General features: G+C 43.5%; 13 protein-coding genes and 1 other RNA gene. 7 read left to right on the plus strand and 7 right to left on the minus strand.

The genetic code is table 11. The features are described from left to right. Position 1: 1 nt before the first annotated feature. Both MHN30_RS00370 and MHN30_RS00375 read right to left on the minus strand, forming a co-directional pair. A complete protein-coding gene (locus MHN30_RS00370) occupies positions 2 to 1363 on the minus strand; it encodes an ATP-binding protein (protein WP_130163518.1) in 1362 nt (453 codons plus the stop codon). A gap of 3 nt (positions 1364 to 1366) precedes the next feature. Next, entirely contained in the window at positions 1367 to 2053 is a 687-nt protein-coding gene (locus MHN30_RS00375; protein WP_130163519.1) for a response regulator, read from the minus strand. Between the two features lie 207 nt (positions 2054 to 2260). On the opposite strand from MHN30_RS00375, the gene MHN30_RS00380 reads away from it, so the two are divergent. Continuing rightward, positions 2261 to 2722 (plus strand): Spy/CpxP family protein refolding chaperone, encoded by a 462-nt coding sequence (locus MHN30_RS00380; protein ID WP_130163520.1) that lies wholly within the window; start codon positions 2261 to 2263, stop codon positions 2720 to 2722. A gap of 371 nt (positions 2723 to 3093) precedes the next feature. Further along, positions 3094 to 3402, plus strand: coding sequence for a helix-turn-helix transcriptional regulator (locus MHN30_RS00385; protein ID WP_017216438.1), 309 nt, complete (start codon positions 3094 to 3096; stop codon positions 3400 to 3402). An 82-nt stretch (positions 3403 to 3484) separates the two neighbouring features. On the opposite strand, the gene yacG is transcribed toward MHN30_RS00385, so the two are convergent. Beyond that, positions 3485 to 3727 carry a DNA gyrase inhibitor YacG gene (gene yacG / locus MHN30_RS00390; protein WP_026000869.1) on the minus strand — a complete coding sequence of 81 codons (243 nt, stop codon included), beginning with the start codon at positions 3725 to 3727 and terminating at the stop codon, positions 3485 to 3487. A gap of 157 nt (positions 3728 to 3884) precedes the next feature. Here yacG and MHN30_RS23870 point away from each other — a divergent pair, with 157 nt between their 5' ends. Next, a complete protein-coding gene (locus MHN30_RS23870) occupies positions 3885 to 6215 on the plus strand; it encodes an ATP-binding protein (RefSeq protein WP_130163521.1) in 2331 nt (776 codons plus the stop codon). A gap of 79 nt (positions 6216 to 6294) precedes the next feature. Next, entirely contained in the window at positions 6295 to 6744 is a 450-nt protein-coding gene (locus tag MHN30_RS00400; protein WP_130163522.1) for a response regulator, read from the plus strand. Positions 6745 to 6790: 46 nt separating this feature from the next. On the opposite strand, the gene MHN30_RS00405 is transcribed toward MHN30_RS00400, so the two are convergent. The 4 genes from MHN30_RS00405 to rapA form a co-directional block, all read right to left on the minus strand. Next, a complete protein-coding gene (locus tag MHN30_RS00405) occupies positions 6791 to 8149 on the minus strand; it encodes an L-cystine transporter (RefSeq protein WP_130163523.1) in 1359 nt (452 codons plus the stop codon). A gap of 392 nt (positions 8150 to 8541) precedes the next feature. Continuing rightward, positions 8542 to 8724: non-coding RNA, 6S RNA (gene ssrS / locus MHN30_RS00410), on the minus strand. A gap of 197 nt (positions 8725 to 8921) precedes the next feature. After that, positions 8922 to 9575 (minus strand): bifunctional tRNA pseudouridine(32) synthase/23S rRNA pseudouridine(746) synthase RluA, encoded by a 654-nt coding sequence (gene rluA, locus MHN30_RS00415; protein WP_175401308.1) that lies wholly within the window; start codon positions 9573 to 9575, stop codon positions 8922 to 8924. A gap of 103 nt (positions 9576 to 9678) precedes the next feature. Next, entirely contained in the window at positions 9679 to 12576 is a 2898-nt protein-coding gene (gene rapA, locus MHN30_RS00420; RefSeq protein WP_130163524.1) for an RNA polymerase-associated protein RapA, read from the minus strand. Between rapA and MHN30_RS00425 the strand changes: the two genes are divergently transcribed. The 3 genes from MHN30_RS00425 to MHN30_RS00435 all read left to right on the plus strand — a co-directional run bounded on the left by MHN30_RS00425 (position 12575) and on the right by MHN30_RS00435 (position 18035). After that, positions 12575 to 12781: a hypothetical protein gene (locus MHN30_RS00425; protein ID WP_039493807.1), complete on the plus strand. Its 207-nt coding sequence runs from the start codon at positions 12575 to 12577 to the stop codon at positions 12779 to 12781. The two genes, rapA and MHN30_RS00425, sit on opposite strands and share 2 nt — an antisense overlap. 89 nt (positions 12782 to 12870) lie before the next feature. Further along, positions 12871 to 14271 carry a PhoH family protein gene (locus tag MHN30_RS00430; RefSeq protein WP_010372335.1) on the plus strand — a complete coding sequence of 467 codons (1401 nt, stop codon included), beginning with the start codon at positions 12871 to 12873 and terminating at the stop codon, positions 14269 to 14271. A gap of 122 nt (positions 14272 to 14393) precedes the next feature. Further along, positions 14394 to 18035 carry a response regulator gene (locus tag MHN30_RS00435; protein WP_239356925.1) on the plus strand — a complete coding sequence of 1214 codons (3642 nt, stop codon included), beginning with the start codon at positions 14394 to 14396 and terminating at the stop codon, positions 18033 to 18035. The last annotated feature ends 4 nt before the right edge of the window (positions 18036 to 18039 follow it).

An 18039-nucleotide genomic window follows, 5' to 3' on the forward strand; every position in this document is an offset into this window, starting at 1 on the left:
GCTACCTGTGTAATGGAATTCGAATGCTGACTTGCAAACCAATATTATTACTAAATTCGATATTGGCGTCATGTACTTTTAACGCATGCTGCGCAATGGCAAGACCCAGTCCAAACCCGCCCATTTGATTTTTGCTTGGCGTACGTGCGCTGGACACTCTGAAAAAAGGAATACAAAGCTTGTCGAGCATGTCTTCACTTACGCCTTTACCATCATCACTGATAGTGCATAGCAACAGATCACCATCACTCTCAATATCGACATTAATACGGTTAGTCGCATACTTTATCGCGTTACGAATAATGTTTTCGAATGCGCGGTTAAGTAGCATTGGATCGCCATAAAGAGTTGCCTCGGGTAGTGCTGTGACGACAAGGTCCTTCCCTAATTGTTGTGCCTCAAACAGTGCATCTTCCAATATCGGGTCGAGCAGTTCATTGAGCTTAATTATCTGCTTATCGATTGGTACTTGATCCGCTTCGAGCTTAGATAAATGCAAAATATCGCTGAGCATATTTTCAACTAACTGAGCTTCACGCTCAATGCGCTCGATATAACTTTGGCTTTGCGCTGTGGCATGACCGGCAGCGAGGCCTGTGGCCATTTGTAAGCGGGTGAGCGGTGAGCGTAGTTCATGGGATATATCAGCAAGCAAGCGCTTTTGGTTGTTAACCAAAGACTCTAACTTATCAGCCATTAAGTTAAAATCATGACCCAATTGACCGAGCTCATCCTGGCGCTTGGTGTTTATATCGGCTCTGCTCGACAGCTCCCCACGAGAAAGTTTTGCAGCGGCTTTTTGTAGCTCTTTAATTGGCGACAATAGATCTCGAGTAAACCAAAAACACAGTAATAAGCTTGCGCCGAGCACGACCGCGATTTTTACCCAAAGCGGCAGAGTTCTTAATTTGATGAGCGCACTTGGAGTATGGTTTTCAAAAATTAAATAAAGACGATAGCTTTCACCTTGAAGTGTAAGCTCTAGAGGGCCAAAAGCCTTGTACTCTGGGGTAAAAATAGCGGCCGGTTTGGCATCTTCGGTAAAACTGAGTAAATCTAAATTCAGCGTTTTTATATTGGGATCGGCGGCAACGCTTTTTTCGGCATCGCGGTGGCTCAAGTAGATATTTCTCGCCTTTCTTTTACGCAGTTTGGCGACCTTATTCAGCTCAAAATTAGGACGCTCGCTTGCGCGTATTAACGCTTGCTCTAATTGTTTTAGATTTTGCAGCATGGGTTTTGAGATGCGGTGAGTTTCTACAACATCAGGTTGTAGCATGCTGATCCCAAGCAACAACAACATAGTGGCAATGATAGTGAGCCAAAACCAGGCAAAAACCTTAACAAGTAAGTACCGCTTCATTCATTATGCCTTTAGAAATATATAGCCAGCGCCGCGGATCGTTTTGATATAAGTGTGTTCACTTAATGCGGCAATTTTCTTGCGAACGTTAGAGACATGCATATCGATAGAGCGATCATAAGGCACAAGTGGCCGGCCTAGTACTTGTCGTGAAATAGTCTGCTTGTCGACCACTTCTCCTGCGGTTCTGACCAGCAAGAGTAGCACCTCGTATTCGGTGCCCGTCAGTGACAGCACCTCGCCATTAACAGTAGCACTTCTTGAAGCTACATCTAAACGCAGCTGGTGGATAGTAAAGGTATCATCCGGGCTGTGTTGCTTATAATGATCGACGCGACGCGTAATGGCTTTAACGCGCGCGAGTAGCTCGCGGTGGTTAAACGGTTTTGGAATATAATCGTCAGCACCTAGCTCCAAACCAAAGATGCGGTCAAAGTCATCACCTTTTGCCGTTAGCATAATAACGGGTGTCATCTTCTGGACACGTAACGCCTTTAGTACTTCAAAACCATCCATTTCGGGAAGCATTACGTCTAATAATATCAGGTCGAAATTTTGCTTTAATGCCAGCTGTAGACCTTCTGTTCCTGTGTGGGCCATCGCCGCTTCAAAGCCTTCTGCAGTAAAGTATTCTTTTAACAGGCTGCAAAGTTCTTGGTCGTCATCAATAAGTAAAATGGAATGTTTCATTGTCATACTTAGTCCAGCATTGTTGATTGGCGTTGGCCTGAATAGTTCGGCTCTAGCATATTACACCTTACTTCAACGCCTTATGTAAATTGCCTTTGCTTTTTTTTGCAAAGCACTGACAAAACTTTACCTCTGTCTGACGTTCCTTTTCTTTGTGCTTGCTAAATTTGGAAGTGACAAAGCAATGGCGAACAAGGAGCCAATACCATGAAATTACTATCTACTTTAGCATTAGTTACAGCACTTGGCGTATCGACTTTCAGCTTCACTGCAAACGCGGGCCCGATGGGCGGGCAGCTTGAGCACTCAGCAAGGTTGCTACTATCAGATAAAGGCCAGAAGTTATTAGAGTTGACAGACGCGCAGCAAGGCCAACTAAAGACAATTTATACGGATTACAAAACTGCCAAAAAAGCGCTAAAAGAAAGCGGGAAAGAAGCACATTCAGCTTATCGTGAAGAAATGAAAGCACTTATGGCAGCGCCAACCTTTGATAAGGTTCAAGCGCAACTTTTACTGGAAAAAGGCCAAGATAAAAAGCAAGCGTGGGCGCTACTTTCAATGGAAACTCGCCACAAAGTATTCCATGTATTGAATGAAGAGCAGCGCGATAAGCTCCAAGCACTTAAATCACGTCGTAGTCACAAAGGCCATAAAAAAGCAGATTAAGTCTCAATGTTTCTCTCCAACTTAGCCCTGACCTTTCCGGTAAGGGCTTTATCATTTCTTGCCAATCACTTTTGAATAATGAGAGCTGGTACTCCAAATTGACAAAGAGTACTGGCCAATTGCGATTAATGTACAAAATATTACAACTGTTTGTACTGGTTTAAGTTACATGTTGATAACATGTTTGCGTTGTGATATTTTTCGATTAAGAGTACATCTTGCAAGTCTGCGGACAACTCTTTGAAATAGTGTTGAATTGAAAAATTCTTAATTTACGCGCACAAACTTTCCAATAACTTTTGTTTTCTTCAGAGTAACTAAGGGTATTCTTTGTTGTTGGCTGTTTGTTACTAGGTATCACTGAGGGAGACATGCAGACACCTGAAGAATACGAGGTGACACTTAGGATCCGAGAACTGCTAAAAGAACTCAAAAAGCGCAAAGGCTATACTAAAAAAACCATTAGCCAAAAGCTCGGAATAGGTCTCACCACACTAGACGACTATCTTAACGGAACAAGCTCATTTCGCTTAGGTACCTTAATTAAATTGTCGGAAATTTGCCGGATCCAATTAAGTGATATTTTGGAAGGGGCGGGGCATATAGCTAAAACCTATCAAAATGAGGTGAGAAACACAGAGCAAAAGACGGAACAAGATCAAACGGAAATAGAGCGCTAGCATAAGCTGCCGAGTTTGAATTGTTTGTCTTGCCAAACAAGTTGTAACGAGAGGGAAAGGCCGAGGAAATCGGCCTACAGGTTTATTCTTTAAAAAAGCTGTCGTCGTTTTTTGCCAGCATCGCTTCTATATCTTCAATCAAACTTTCCGCATCTTGAGGCGTGAGCTCACCGCTTTTCATCGGCGTTGAAATCGTATTTGATTCGTCAGACCAATCACCTAAATCAATTAATTGACAGCGTTTTGAGCAAAACGGGCGAAATGGGCTTTTATCAGACCATTCAACAGCCTGTTGGCAGGTTGGACACTTTACTGTAGTTGTCATCATACACTTACTTTTTACTTCCTAATTGCATAAGTCTAATCGCATTTAATTGCTTTGTGAACCGAGTGCTTGTCGACTTCGAGCAGCTTGCATACAAGGTAGGGATCCATGATAGGATGAGATTGCGAGGTAAACTAAGGAAAAAGGTGTACAAAAGGTGGAGAAGTTCGAAGCAACATTAGACAACTGTCATAAAGAGCCAATTCATATTCCAGGTTCAATTCAGCCGCATGGCTATTTATTGCTATTCGACACCAACACATTAACACTACGCTATTTTAGCGAAAACTTTGCTGTGCTTGTAGGACTTGAGCCTAGTGCTTTGGTCAATACTCATGCAGAAACGATTTTTGCGTCTCCATTTTCTGAGTTGCTTGCCAGCAACTGTAACTCCTCTGATATCCATCGTTTGAATCCGATGACAGCCAGCATAAAAACCAAGGACTCAACATGCGTTGAATTCTCTGTAGTCGCTAGTCAAAACGAAGCTGGGCTCATATTAGAACTTGAGCAAAACACGGCGCATGGCGTTGAAATCAATCATTCAATGCAACACCTTATGAAGCATTCGTTGTCTAGTATGGTAGATTCTCAGTCGTTACAGGCTTCGTACGAGATGGCCGTGGAAGAAATTAGAGAGTTAACGCGGTTTGACAGAGTGATGCTGTATAAATTTGACCATGAATATAATGGTGAGGTGGTTGCAGAAGCTAAGCGCAGTGGACTTAACTCCTTTTTACATCAGCATTTTCCCGAGTCTGATATTCCAAAACAAGCAAGAGCACTTTATCTAAGAAATCCGATCCGCTTGCTTGCCGATGTTGATGGTGAAAATTCACCGCTTTATCCGCAAGACAGGGCGATTGATTTAAGCGCCTGTATTTTACGTAGTGTATCACCTATTCATTGCCAGTATTTACGCAATATGGGCGTTCAGGCAACCATGTCTATCAGTATTATTGTTGCTGGTAAATTATGGGGATTGATTGCCTGCCACCACTACGAAAAGCACATAGTCCCATTTAACACTCGTGAAGTCGCCCAGTATATGGGGTTGATGTTGTCTTATCTGATCTCTCTCAAAACCTCATCCTTAGAAGCAATGGCAGAAGCTAATGCACTGACATTGAGCTCCTCCGTCACAGAGCGCATGGCAAAAGAAATCTTTTTTGTTGATGGACTACGTTACGAGTCCGCGGCACTACAAGAGATGATGAAAGCTACAGGTGTCGCGTGGCGCGTTGAGAATGATTTGGAGTGCTACGGGCAAACTCCCGCAAAGGCGGATATTGAGAATATTTACCGTTGGCTTGCAGAGCATCAACTTGGGGATGACTCCATTTTTTATTGCCATAACTTAGGTGAGCTTAACGAAGCATTTAAAGCCTTTGCGAAAACCGCGAGTGGGGTGCTATTGATGCCACTTTCAGCGGATGCTAATCACTTCATCATGTGGTTTAGAAAGGAAGTTATTCAAACCAAAAATTGGGGAGGGAAGCCTGAGAAATCCATTGAGTTTTTGGATGATGGTAGCCACCGTTTAATGCCGCGCAGTTCGTTTAAGTTGTGGGTCGAGAATGTGAAGTGCAAATCTCACCCTTGGACGGAAGCCGAAGTAAGTTGTGCATTGAAGTTTCGTAATACCTTGGTTAATTATGTACTAGCTAAATCTGAGCGATATAAAAAGCTTAACGCAATTCTAGAGCAAAAAGTTACCAAGCGTACCGAAGCGTTGGAAAATGAGATCACTTCGCGTCGTACTGCAGAGCAATTACTGACGATAGCACTTGAGAAAGCACATGAGTCGAATCAAGAGCTGGAGCGTTTTGCATTTTTAGCGTCCCATGATCTGCAAGAGCCGCTCAGAAAAATCCAAATGTTCGGCGATCGGATCCAGTGTTCAGCTGAGGGACTAAATGATAGACATGCCTCTTATCTTAAGCGCATGATGGATTCTGCTGAGCGAATGCAAAAGTTGATCAAAGGATTACTAAGCTTTTCACGAATTGATCGTAAAGGTGAGTCATTTAAATCATTTGATGGCGATAATGCGTTAGCTGAAACCTTACTGGATCTTGAGTTAGTGATTAAAGAGTCAAATGCACAAGTGGATACCACAGGGCTTGGTGATGTATTTGGAGATCGCAGGCAGTTGCAACGCGTGCTGCTAAACTTAATCAATAATGGGATTAAATTTAGTGCGCCTGAAAGAGCACCACGAGTCTCGATTAGCAGCGAACGTAAAGCAAATGAACTAATTGTTGCCGTTAAGGATAACGGGATTGGTTTTGATCCCGAATTTAGTGAGCAGATCTTCAATCTTTTTGAAAGATTACATGGTCGTAGCGCATATGCCGGTACTGGACTTGGACTTGCTATTTGTAAAAAAATCGTCGAAAGACATCATGGTCGCATATGGGTCGAAACGGAAGTGGGACAAGGTTCTACTTTCTATTTTAGCTTGCCGATTTCAGCGCAAGTGATTTAACTTAGCTGTAGAGCCATTGATGCGGTTCTGATATCAGCATACAAACTCGAGGTTTAATGCGAGTTTAAGGAGAGTGTGTATGGTTCATCATCATGATTTAATTAAACAGCTTCACTCTGTAAACTATATCTTGGTTGCAGATGATGATTCCGACGACCAAGAATTAATCCGTGATGCATTTGAAGATAACGGCGTGATGGAGACTAAGCTACAATTTGTCAGTGACGGCGTTGAGTTGATTGAAAAACTTAATAGCACCGAGCTATTACCTAGCCTTATTATTCTTGACTTAAATATGCCACGAAAAAGCGGTAAAGATGTATTGGCTGAGATGCGTGGGGCTGCAAACCTTAAGCATATTCCGGTTATTATGTTCAGTACATCGGACTCTGAGCTAGATATAAAGCAGTGTTACTTGCTTGGGGCGAATTCTTATATGACCAAACCTTCTCAATATCATGAGCTGGTGGATTCAATGAAGTCCTTGCTGACTTTTTGGCTTGGTACTGCAAAGCTCGTGATTGATTAGAAGTGAAGGGCCAGAATAACTAGCTAGCCCTCAAGCTGTCATAGCACTATATTGCTTCGTTAGTATGCTTTTGCTTTAACAAGCGACTTGTCACTGTACCTGCGGTCATTGAGCCCGATACATTGAGTGCCGTTCTTGCCATATCAATTAATGGCTCAATAGAAATAAGCAGCGCTGCAATTGTCACTGGTAGTCCCATCGCAGGCAGTACTACCAAAGCTGCGAAAGTGGCACCACCTCCAACACCCGCAATACCAAACGAGCTAATTGCAACCATAGCTACTAAAGAGACAATAAAATCGAGTGCGAACGGGTCAATTCCTACCGTTGGCGCAACCATTACTGCAAGCATTGCAGGATAAATACCAGCGCAGCCATTTTGTCCGATTGTCGCACCAAACGATGCAGAAAGGTTTGCAATCGCAGGAGGAACATTAAGCTTGTGGATCTGCGCTTCAACATTCAATGGGATGGTTGCCGCAGAGCTTCTTGAGGTGAAAGCAAAAGTTAAAACAGGCCAAATTTTTTGGAAGAAATGCTTTGGGTTTTCACCAACCAAAGTAACTAACAAACCATGCACCAAAAACATCAGTAAAATGGCAACGTAAGAGGCAATAATAAAACCGAGTAAGCTAATAATGTCAGCCATGCTTGATGTGGCGATCACTTTGGCCATCAAGCCAGCCACACCATAAGGCGTAAGGGCGATGATCATACGTACCAATCTCAACACAACAGCCTGTGCGCCTTCAACTGCATTTTTTATCGGACTACTTAAATCTGACTCTTCCATGATGGCTCTACGAGCAGCAATACCAGTTAACACACCAAAAATCACCACGGCGATAATCGAGGTTGAGCGCTCGCCAGTTAAGTCAGCAAACGGATTGGTTGGTACAAAGCTAAGCAGCATTTGTGGAATGGTTAAATCGGCAACGGTTGTTGCACGTTCTTCTAGTACTGCTATTCTGGCCGTTTCGCGCGCACCTTCAACTAAGCCTTGAGCGCTTAACCCAAATGCTTGAGTGATAAAAATACCAATAAGCGCTGCAATGGCCGTGGTAAACACTAATATAGCGATAGTGACAAACGAGATCTTTCCAAGAGAGCCTTGATTATCTAATTTTACGACCGCTGCGATCATAGAAACCAAGACCAATGGCATAATCACCATTTTGAGAAGATTGACATAGCCGCTACCAACAATCGCAACCCAATCTAGTACAGTCTGTTTGGTGGTTAAGTCACCTGAGAAAACAAACTGCAGCGCGAGTCCAAATAGGCTGCCCGCAACTAAGCCTAATAATACCGTTCGTGACAGGGTTTCGGAGCGCTGTTGAAAGCGGTAAAGACCGAAAAGTATGGCAATAAAAACTGCCAGCGCGGCGATAACAGCAAAAGACATCAGAATACCTTTCGAAATATATGAAAATAACGCGCTACTATAGAGGTTTTGTTGATTGGGCTAAAATATTCTTTGACTATGGAATAGAACAAAAGGTTATCAATAAAAATGAAAGTTTTTAATGGTCTTTCCAATCATATAAAGATGTTTTGTAGTGAGTTGGTACTAACTCCTATTAATTAAAAACACCGAGATATGCGCATAGCGTGTAATGCTCTTCCGTAGCAGCGAGTTTATCTCGCGACTCTTTTCGAGCATTTATCTCGCAATTTCTTTTGCGTTGCGACGTTAACCGTGTAGCTGTTTTTAGTATGGAGTTGAACATGTGATTTATTAAGTATACGTAAAAGCGAGTTAGCTTTGAGGCGATGACATGTGTCAAGTGGGAAAGGTTGTTCCCCGGCTTCGCGGATGCCGATGTCAGCCCTTGAACCCTGAGGTTCAAGGCGGAGAGCAACAGCCTACCGTAGGCTTCTCGGTACATGCCGAGCATGCTCAATAGTAAACAAACTGCTATCCTAAACGAAATTTATCGGCTCAGGGACTTAATCAGCTGTCCTACGAGCTAGGGAACAATTACAGTATATAAAACATCTGCCGATCACGAAACCATAGTAATGCAATTTATGTGTTAACCGCGTGCTTTTTACCCGCTTTGTTTAGTGACTAAGCAAACGTTAATCTGAGCGTTAGCTGGCAACGCTAAATTTGCTTAATTTTTCGAAGGCCACAGTTTCTAAACCGTTTCTAACTAACAGAGTAAACAGGTTACTTAGAAAGGAATCGGTGCGGTAAAGGTCATCATCTCAGCAGTTGTTGGATGTGAAATTTTCAGCATCTCTGCATGCAACTGTAGACGTGAAGCCGCCGCTAACGCCTCTCCCGTAGCGTATAGTCTATCACCTAGGATAACGTGTCCAAGCGAAAGCATATGTACTCTGAGTTGATGAGAGCGTCCTGTGATGGGGGTTAGCTTTACGCGTGTTGCTTGTGCTTCATATTCCATAACTTCAAAATGCGTTAATGAAGGTTTTCCGGTCTCATGACAAACCATTTGCTTAGGGCGGTTAGGCCAATCACACACCAGCGGTAAATCAACAGAACCCGTTTGCTGTTGTAATTTGCCATGAACCCGGGCGATGTAGTGTTTGTGGGTTAACCTGTCTTGAAATTGAATACTGAGATGGCGATGCGCTGCTTTATTCATCGCAAGGCACAGTACGCCGGATGTTGCCATATCAAGGCGATGCACAATTCTTGCCGTAGGGTAGACAAAATTCACTCTGGCGATAGCGCTGTCCCAATGCTTTGGATCTTTACCTGGTACGGTGAGTAACCCGCTTGGTTTATTGATCACCAGCATATCTTCATCTTGGTACAAAATATCAAGATAGGGAGAAAGGGGGGGAGCGTAATTTAGTAACACCAGCTGCCTCAGCATGAACAGAACGAAGCCGCGTATTATATATGAGTTGCTAAGTGAGCGGTAGCGAGAAAGAGAGCCGAGGCTCTCTTTCGGTACGGGAGGTTTACTGGTTGGCAACCACAATTAAACGAATCGCATCCAACTTAAGCTGCGCTTTTTCAATGTGTGTGCTCAGCTCAGCTCTTTGTTTATCAAATACTTGAACTTCTTCGTCACGGATGTTCGGATTGATAGCCTTAAGTGCTTGCAAACGACCTTGCTCATCACCTAATTGCTTTTGCATTTTATCCATCGCGTTGGCTTGAATGCTTTCAAGTTGAGCTTGTGCAATATCGCCAGCTTGAGTAATAAGCGGGTGAATAGCACTTTGTAGCGCATTAACTAGCTTACTGCCGGTTTGTCTGCCAACGGCAGAAAGCTGTTGATTGAATGCATCAAACGCCACGTTTTGGGCTAAGTCATTGCCACCTTTATCCATTAGGACGCGAATTGGCGTTGGCGGTAAAAAGCGGCCCACTTGAAGAGACTTAGGTGCAGAAGCTTCTGCAACGAAGATCATTTCAACAAAGAAAGTACCGACAGGTAACTTGTTGTTTTTAAGCAGTGCCACTGATGCACAACCAAAGTCATCGTTACAGATCATATCCATTACGCCGCTGACCATAGGGTGATCCCAGCTGATGAAATGCGCGTCTTCTTGTGACAGTGAGGTGTTACGGTCAAAAGTCACTGTGATGCCATCATCTTTCAAACAAGGGAAAGAAGGGTTAAGCATGTGCTCGGTAGGTTTGAGAATAATCGTATTCTCGCCTTTGTCTTCTTGGTTAACACCAAAAGTATCAAACACATTAATCATAAACGCAGGCAAAATGACGTCGTTATCAAGTGCTTCAAGTTCAGCAACGATATTATCTGTTTTACCTTGACCACTTGAGTGAAGCTCAAGTAGGCGGTCTCGACCTTGCTCCATTTTTGTGCGCAGCTGTGCGTTTTCTTTTGCGGCTTGCTCCAATAGAGGATCTAATTCGTCTTCGTCACAGTTGTGTTCAGCGATCAGCGCTAACAAATCATCAGAAAAAGACTTATACAGCATTTGCCCCGTAGTGCTGGTGGTTTCGAATGCATCTAAGCCCTCGTGATACCAACGTAGTAATACTTCTTGTGCGGTACTTTCAAAGTACGGCACGTGAATATTGATGTCGTGCTTTTGACCAATGCGGTCAAGACGACCAATACGTTGCTCAAGTAAGTCAGGGTTAAGCGGTAAGTCAAATAGCACCAAGTGATGTGAGAACTGGAAGTTACGACCTTCAGAGCCAATTTCAGAGCAGAGTAATACTTGTGCGCTATCATATTCATCAGCAAAAAACGCTGCCGCGCGGTCGCGCTCAATGATAGACATGCCTTCGTGGAACACCGCCGCTTTAATCGCTTCGCGCTCACGTAATACTTGTTCAAGGCTAATTGCGGTTTCCGCTTTGGCACAAATAAGCAGTACTTTTTCGTGCTTTAACTCTTTTAATTTAGCAATCAACCACTCAACGCGCGGGTCAAACTGCGCCCAGCTGCTTCCTTCACCTTCGAACTCTTGGAAGATTTTTTCAGGGAACAAAGCACGCATCGCGTTAAATTCAGGACTTTGAATACCACCAATGTTGCCCATTACCGACATTGCTGTTTTGTATTGCTTTGGTAAAGGTACTGGGTATTGATGTAACAAACGACTTGGGTAGCCATCAATGCCACTGCGGCTATTTCTAAATAGAATACGGCCAGTACCATGACGGTCTAGTAACATAGACAAGATTTCAGCTTTGGCGTCGCTATCGCCACTTTGTGCCTTTGCAAGTAGCTCAGAAATATCGGTTTCTTTTAGCAGTGTACAAAGTGTTTGCTCTTCTTTTGCGTCTAACTTTTTGTCTTGCAGTAAGTTGTTCGCGGCTTCTGCGACTTCTTTATAATGACTTTCTTCTTCAACAAACACGTCGTAGTCGTAGAAGCGGTCTGGATCGAGTAGCTGTAAACGCGCAAAGTGACTGCGGTGACCCAGTTGGTCAGGCGTTGCAGTCAACAAGATAAGCCCAGGAATGTCCTGAGAAAGCTCAGCAATACGTTGATATTCAGTGCTTGGCTTTTCCTTTGTGACCGTCAGGTGGTGTGCTTCATCAACAATCAGTAGATCCCAATCAGCGAGTGTGGCTTGTTCAAACCAGCGGCGCTTTTTAGTAATAAACTCTAGGCTAACCAGTACCAGTTGCTCTGTTTCGAATACATTTGGTGCATCTGCATAAGCTTCGCTACAACGCTCTTCATCAAAAATCGAAAAGTGCAGGTTAAAGCGGCGTAGCATCTCTACCAGCCATTGGTGTTGTAAGTTCTCTGGAACCACGATCAACACACGGTTGGCACGACCAGAGAGAATTTGCTGGTGTAAAATCATGCCCGCTTCAATGGTTTTACCTAGGCCTACTTCATCAGACAGAAGTACGCGAGGTGCAAAGCGCTTACCGACTTCATCGGCAATATAAAGCTGGTGCGGAATAAGGCTAGCACGCTGACCTATCAACCCTTTAAGGTGAGATTGTTCTTTATCAAACTGATGTTGCCAAGTTTGATAACGCAGTGTGTAGCGATCAAAACGGTCGATTTGGCCTGCAAATAGACGATCTTGAGGTTTATTGAACTTGAGGAAGTGATCAAGAAAGGTCTCTTTGAATGAAGTCTCTTCTTCATTATCAACTCGAGTACCATGATAGCAAAATAGTCCATTTTGCTCTTCCACGCTGTCAACACGTAGTTCCCACTCTTCAACATGGCGGATCACATCGCCTGGGTTGAATACAACTCGAGTTACAGGTGCTTCCTGTACTGAGTAAACACGGTTTTCTCCGCTAGCGGGAAATAAAATAGTCACTTGACGCCCCTCAAGTGCCACTATTGTACCCAATCCCAAATCTGATTCCGTATCACTGATCCAGCGCTGACCTAAGGAAAAATTCATGGTTATCTCGTCTATGCAGAAAAAAGGCGGCTATGTTACCTATTCATGTCGGTTTGTTCAATACACAACAGTGACTCAGGCCTTTATTTATCAAGTGCTGGCGCTTTTTCTATCTAGTTGGCATGGCAATCGCCAACTAGTTGTTTTTTATCAATATGCAAGTTGGATTTTCTACTGTCATAAAAGCGACTTTTGTGACAAATAGACTAAACTTGAACTATACCCAAAACATAATCGGTCACTATGTTGTGTATTGGGTATAGCATAATAATCTGTAAACAACAGGAATGCGCTATGGTAAAACAAGACAAAGACCATAAAGTGTACGTGCTCGACACCAACGTACTTCTCCATGAACCGCTCGCTTACCTTTCCTTCCAAGAACACGATGTTGTTATTCCTATGACTGTCCTTGAAGAACTCGATCACATTAAAGATCGAAAGAGTGACGTGAGCCGAGACGCAAGAGTTGCCATTCGTGGGTTAGATGATGTGCTTCGCGATGCAACACCAGAGCAAATGCTAGAGGGGGTAGCGCTACCAACATTGAGGATTGAAAGTCACCGAACGCCCAGTTCGGGTAAATTGATTATTGTAAACGATCACCTGTTTCCTGATTCCATCTCCGGGTTACCCGGCAACGAAAATGACCACCGCATTATTAATTGTGCGGTACATTTGCAAACTCAGTACAGCGACAAAAAAGTGGTGCTGGTTACCAAAGACATCAACATGCGACTAAAAGCGAAAGGCGCTGGACTCAAGTATGTTGAAGACTATCGTACCGATCAACTGATTGACGACATTGCGCTGTTAACCAGTGGCTTTAAAAAGGTTGAAGGCGATTTTTGGCAAAATGTTGGTGAGTGTCAAACGCAGCAGGAAGGACGATACACGGTTCATGATGTGCCAAAATCACTCGTACCTGATGTGTTCTGTAATGAGTATCTGATAGACGATACTAATCACTTCGCGGCTCGGGTTGTGGGTTACGACTCTGAACACATTCGATTAAAAGACTTAGGCGTTGAACGTTTGATGCACCGTCAAGCATGGGGAGTGAAACCGAAAAATATCAACCAAGGTATGGCGCTGGATGCATTACTTGATACTGACATTGAACTGGTGATACTAACTGGGCCAGCAGGGTGCGGAAAAACCTTATTGGCGCTTGCCAGTGCGCTTGAAATGATCATCGAAAAAGGGATTTACGATAAGGTAATTGTGACGCGAAATACGCCTGAAATTGCGGAGAGCATCGGCTTTTTACCGGGTACGGAAGAAGAGAAAATGGCCCCTTGGCTTGCGGCCATCACAGATACCTTAGAAGTGCTCCACAAACACGATGAAAGCCCCGTGACTAGCCGTAACTACATTATGGAAAAGGCGAACATTCAGTTCAAATCGGTGAATTTTATGCGTGGCCGAAGCATTCAAAATGCGGTCGTTATTTTAGATGAGAGCCAAAACTTAACGGCATCACAGTTAAAAACCATCATCACTCGCTGCGGTGAAGGGACTAAATTGATTTGTACGGGAAACCTCGCCCAAATTGATAGTAATTATCTCACCCCTGTGACATCAGGGTTAACCTATATTGTCGAGCGCTTTAAAGACTTTGAAGGTAGCGCTACCATTAACTTAAACGGTGTAGTACGAAGCCGCTTGGCAAGTTTTGCTGAAGAAAATTTATAACTTGCCTTGAGCCGACTGGCTCGTTACTCTTTTGCTAACACTGTGTGCAAACGGGAACGAGCCAGTAAATGGATGCGACAAAAGAATTTTTACCACTAAAAAGTTACCGAAAGGGAATTTTAGTGGCGGTAATAATACCCATCCTACTTGTCCTCGTCTTAGCTTACCATCTCTATCAAATTAAACTCGAACGCCAGTACAAAGTGCGTTTTGGCCAGTATGAATATGTTTCTCAGCAGCTGAAACAAGAGTTTTATGCTGCACATGTCGTTCTTGATAGCATCGCCGTTAACCTAGCGCAGCCCATTTCTTTTCAAAAGCCACCAGAGTGGTTAGAAGATATAGAGCAACACCCTGAACATTATTATCATGCGTTACCAAACAATGGTGGAGAGATTGTTGGTCGTGGGCAAGTCAGTGAAGCGCTTTTTGCCACTAAACGATGGCAAACCGTACTGTCGCTTAATACCGCTTTTGATGCCGCGCTCGCGTTGCAGGGTGGATTGTATGCGGTCGCATACATAGAAGATGACGGCTTTGCGTATGTTAAGCGTCGAGAAGCCTCAAGCAGCCATTTTATCACGCGGCTAGTTCAAGGTAAGTTCGAACCCGACTTTAGCTTGGGCAATATAGTCGTTGGCCCACCCGTGAAGTTTTTCGATAGACAAATGTTTGCGCTCGGTAAGAAACTATCAACGGTGGATAACGCTCATGTATTGATGATCTATGATAGCGATATTATTGATAGGTGGTTGTTAAACATCGGCTCCTTAGACGGTACGATGGAATTTAAAAACCAAAGTGATGAGATTATCGCGGGGGAACGCTATGATCACGACCACGATGGGCTTGTAAACTCATCAGCACCTTGGCAGTACGGACTGCACTTTATTGCAAAACCCGCCAAAGAGCCTATTAGTTTAAACTATCATGAAAGCTATGAGCAGTTTGCCGCTCCGCTACAGCGGGAGATCTTGCTCGAACTTGCACTATTACTGTTTTTTATTCTTTTTACCTTTGTGACTATTGTATGGTTAAGCGGACAAATATTTGTCCGACCTCTAAAGCATTTTGTGAATTATCTATCTTTGCAAGAGCATACACCACAAGCCACTTTAAACTATCCTATTCCCTCAGAATGGCAACCTTGGTTTATACAAATCAAACAGGTGGTGGAGCAAAAATCGCGCTTAATGCATGCCCTTAAGCAACATAATCAAGAACTAGACGACGAAATTAAGCGTAAACAACAGGCATTAAAGCAAAGCTTTGAGGCAAAAGAGCGTCAAGCTGCTTTGCTAAATGCAGTGCTTGACTCTGTGCCCGATATTATCTATTTCAAAAATATAGACGGTTCATTCATAGGCTGTAATCGCGCGTTTGAAGAGTTTATGGGGGTTGATAAGTCGGATTTAGTTGCGAAAACACAACCTGAAGTGACATCTGGATTAACCATTTTACTTGAGCAAGAAGCGGCGATGGAGCGCTCGCAAGAACAAGTGGCAACTAATTTTGTCCTTGGGGCAAATACCTACTTTTTGACTATTACGCCATTGAAATCGGAAACAGGAAAGCTCATCGGTTGTTTGGGGGTTGCGAGAGATATTACTGCCGCACAAGAGGCATATAATGCCCTAAGAGACTCTGAAGAAAACTTTAGGGCAGCGACTGAGTTTGCACCTAATGGCGTTATTTTGGCTGCGATCAGCGGTAAAATTTTGGAGATGAACAAGGCTGCCAAACGTTACTTATCACTTGATAAGAATACCGGAGAAAAGCAGCTGGAACGCTTGTTTGATGAACAAAACTGGCAAGAGCTGAAGCCTGTCTTGGCTGGGCTATTAAAAGAGCAAAAGAAAGTCGTTGAGCACATGATTTCACAGTCGGGTAAGCACCGCTGGTTACAATTGAGTATTTCTTTAGTTTGGGATAAAAATAAGCGCCCTAAGTATTACGTGATCCATATTCAAAATATCACTGGTCTGCTGTTAGCGAAGCAAGATGCTGAGCGCGCAACGCTTGCCAAAAGCCGCTTTATCGCGAATATCAGCCATGAAATTAGAACGCCAATTAATGCCATATTAGGTCTGGCGGATATGATCAAAAGTGAGGCGCTGACTCGAGTTCAGAGTAAAAAATTGCAGCAGCTTTCTGGGGCTGCAAACGAGCTGCTTACCATGCTCAACAGTATTTTAGAGTTTGCCAAAGTAGAAAGTCATCAAGGCACAATTCAATACGAGACATTTCAAACCTGCCATGTATTTACCACTATAGAATCACTGATTAAGCCTTTATGTATACAAAAAGGCTTGGAGTTTGAGTTACAGGTCGACCCTCAAGTTTGGCCTTACCTTTACAGTGATGAAGATAAAGTAAAGCAAATCTTAGTAAACCTACTTGGTAACGCCGTAAAGTATACCAACCATGGTAAGGTGGGTCTGAAAGTAACGTTAACTAATGATAGAGCTGCAAAACAAACCATAAAGTTTGCTGTTTGGGACACTGGCGTTGGGATCAAATCGCAAGAAATTGAACACCTTTTTGATGCATTTACCCAAGGTGATGAAAGCTTCACACGTCGTCACGAAGGCATTGGTTTGGGGCTTGCGATTGTGAAGCAAGAAGTTGCACTCTTAGGTGGCGATATTGCGGTTAACTCAACCCCGAACGAAGGAAGCTGCTTTTTCTTCGAATTGGTGCTAGATAAAGGCGCTTGTCCAGTTGTGGATAGTCACAAAGAAGTCTACTGTCTCATCACCGAAGCACATAGCTTACCAAGCTATTTTTCAGGTCTTGCGGAACCTTTATCTGTTGAGCGATTGCACGGGATGCATGCTCAGCTCGACAAGTCTATTGTTGTTATTCCACCAGAAGCAGCGCTTGACCCCGCTTATGCGCTACCTGGAAATACCGCATTACTACTGCATTGTGAAGGGGAGTTTCCTGAGCAAAGTAACCATATTGCGCTTAATCAAAGTGTGTTTTACCAATCAGCTTATACTTGGCTTGCTGAATTTGCCCATATGACGCAAACCGTCGACAACGTGTGTATGCAGGTTGCCGGTGCACTTTGCTTGGTGGTCGACGATAACAACTTAAATTTAGATATTACTGAAAATATGTTGAAGCAGAATGGTATTTCTACCGTAGGGCTCCAAAGCGCCGAACATATTGAGGAAGTTTGCCGCTCACTGCAACCCGATATCATCCTGATGGATATCCATATGCCAAATATTGATGGCTATCAAGCGACCAAGCAGATCAGAGCCGTGTGGTCTGAAACTGAGCTTCCCGTTATCGCCTTGACCGCCAATGCAAGCAAAGAAGAGCGGGCGAAAGCCACAGCCGTTGGCATGAATGATTATTTGGTAAAACCAATTAATAGCACACAGGCGTGCAAGGCATTGGCAAGTAATATTTTCCAGTCGGATAAAACAGAAGAAGCCTTTTTTGATTATGAGTTTGCTTTATCACAAATGATGCAAAATGAAACGTTTTTGCAAACAATGTTAGATAAATTTGCTAAACTTTGCCATGATTACCTAGAACAGGTTGCTGAAATAGAGCAAGGTTCAGCATTATTCGAGTTAGCACACGGAATTAAGGGCGCTGCTGCAGGTCTGGGCTTTAAGCGACTAGCGAAAGTTGCAAAAGACCTTGAAACGCAAAGCAAAACGATCACAACAATAACAAATCGCACTGACTTGGATGTGTTAACAAATGCACTTTCACAGGTGGTGTGCTTTATCGAGCTAAAAAGGTAGCGTC

Origin of the sequence: Pseudoalteromonas sp. OF7H-1, assembly GCF_022347825.1 — a bacterium.
In the GTDB taxonomy this organism is placed as follows: Bacteria; Pseudomonadota; Gammaproteobacteria; order Enterobacterales; family Alteromonadaceae; genus Pseudoalteromonas; species Pseudoalteromonas maricaloris.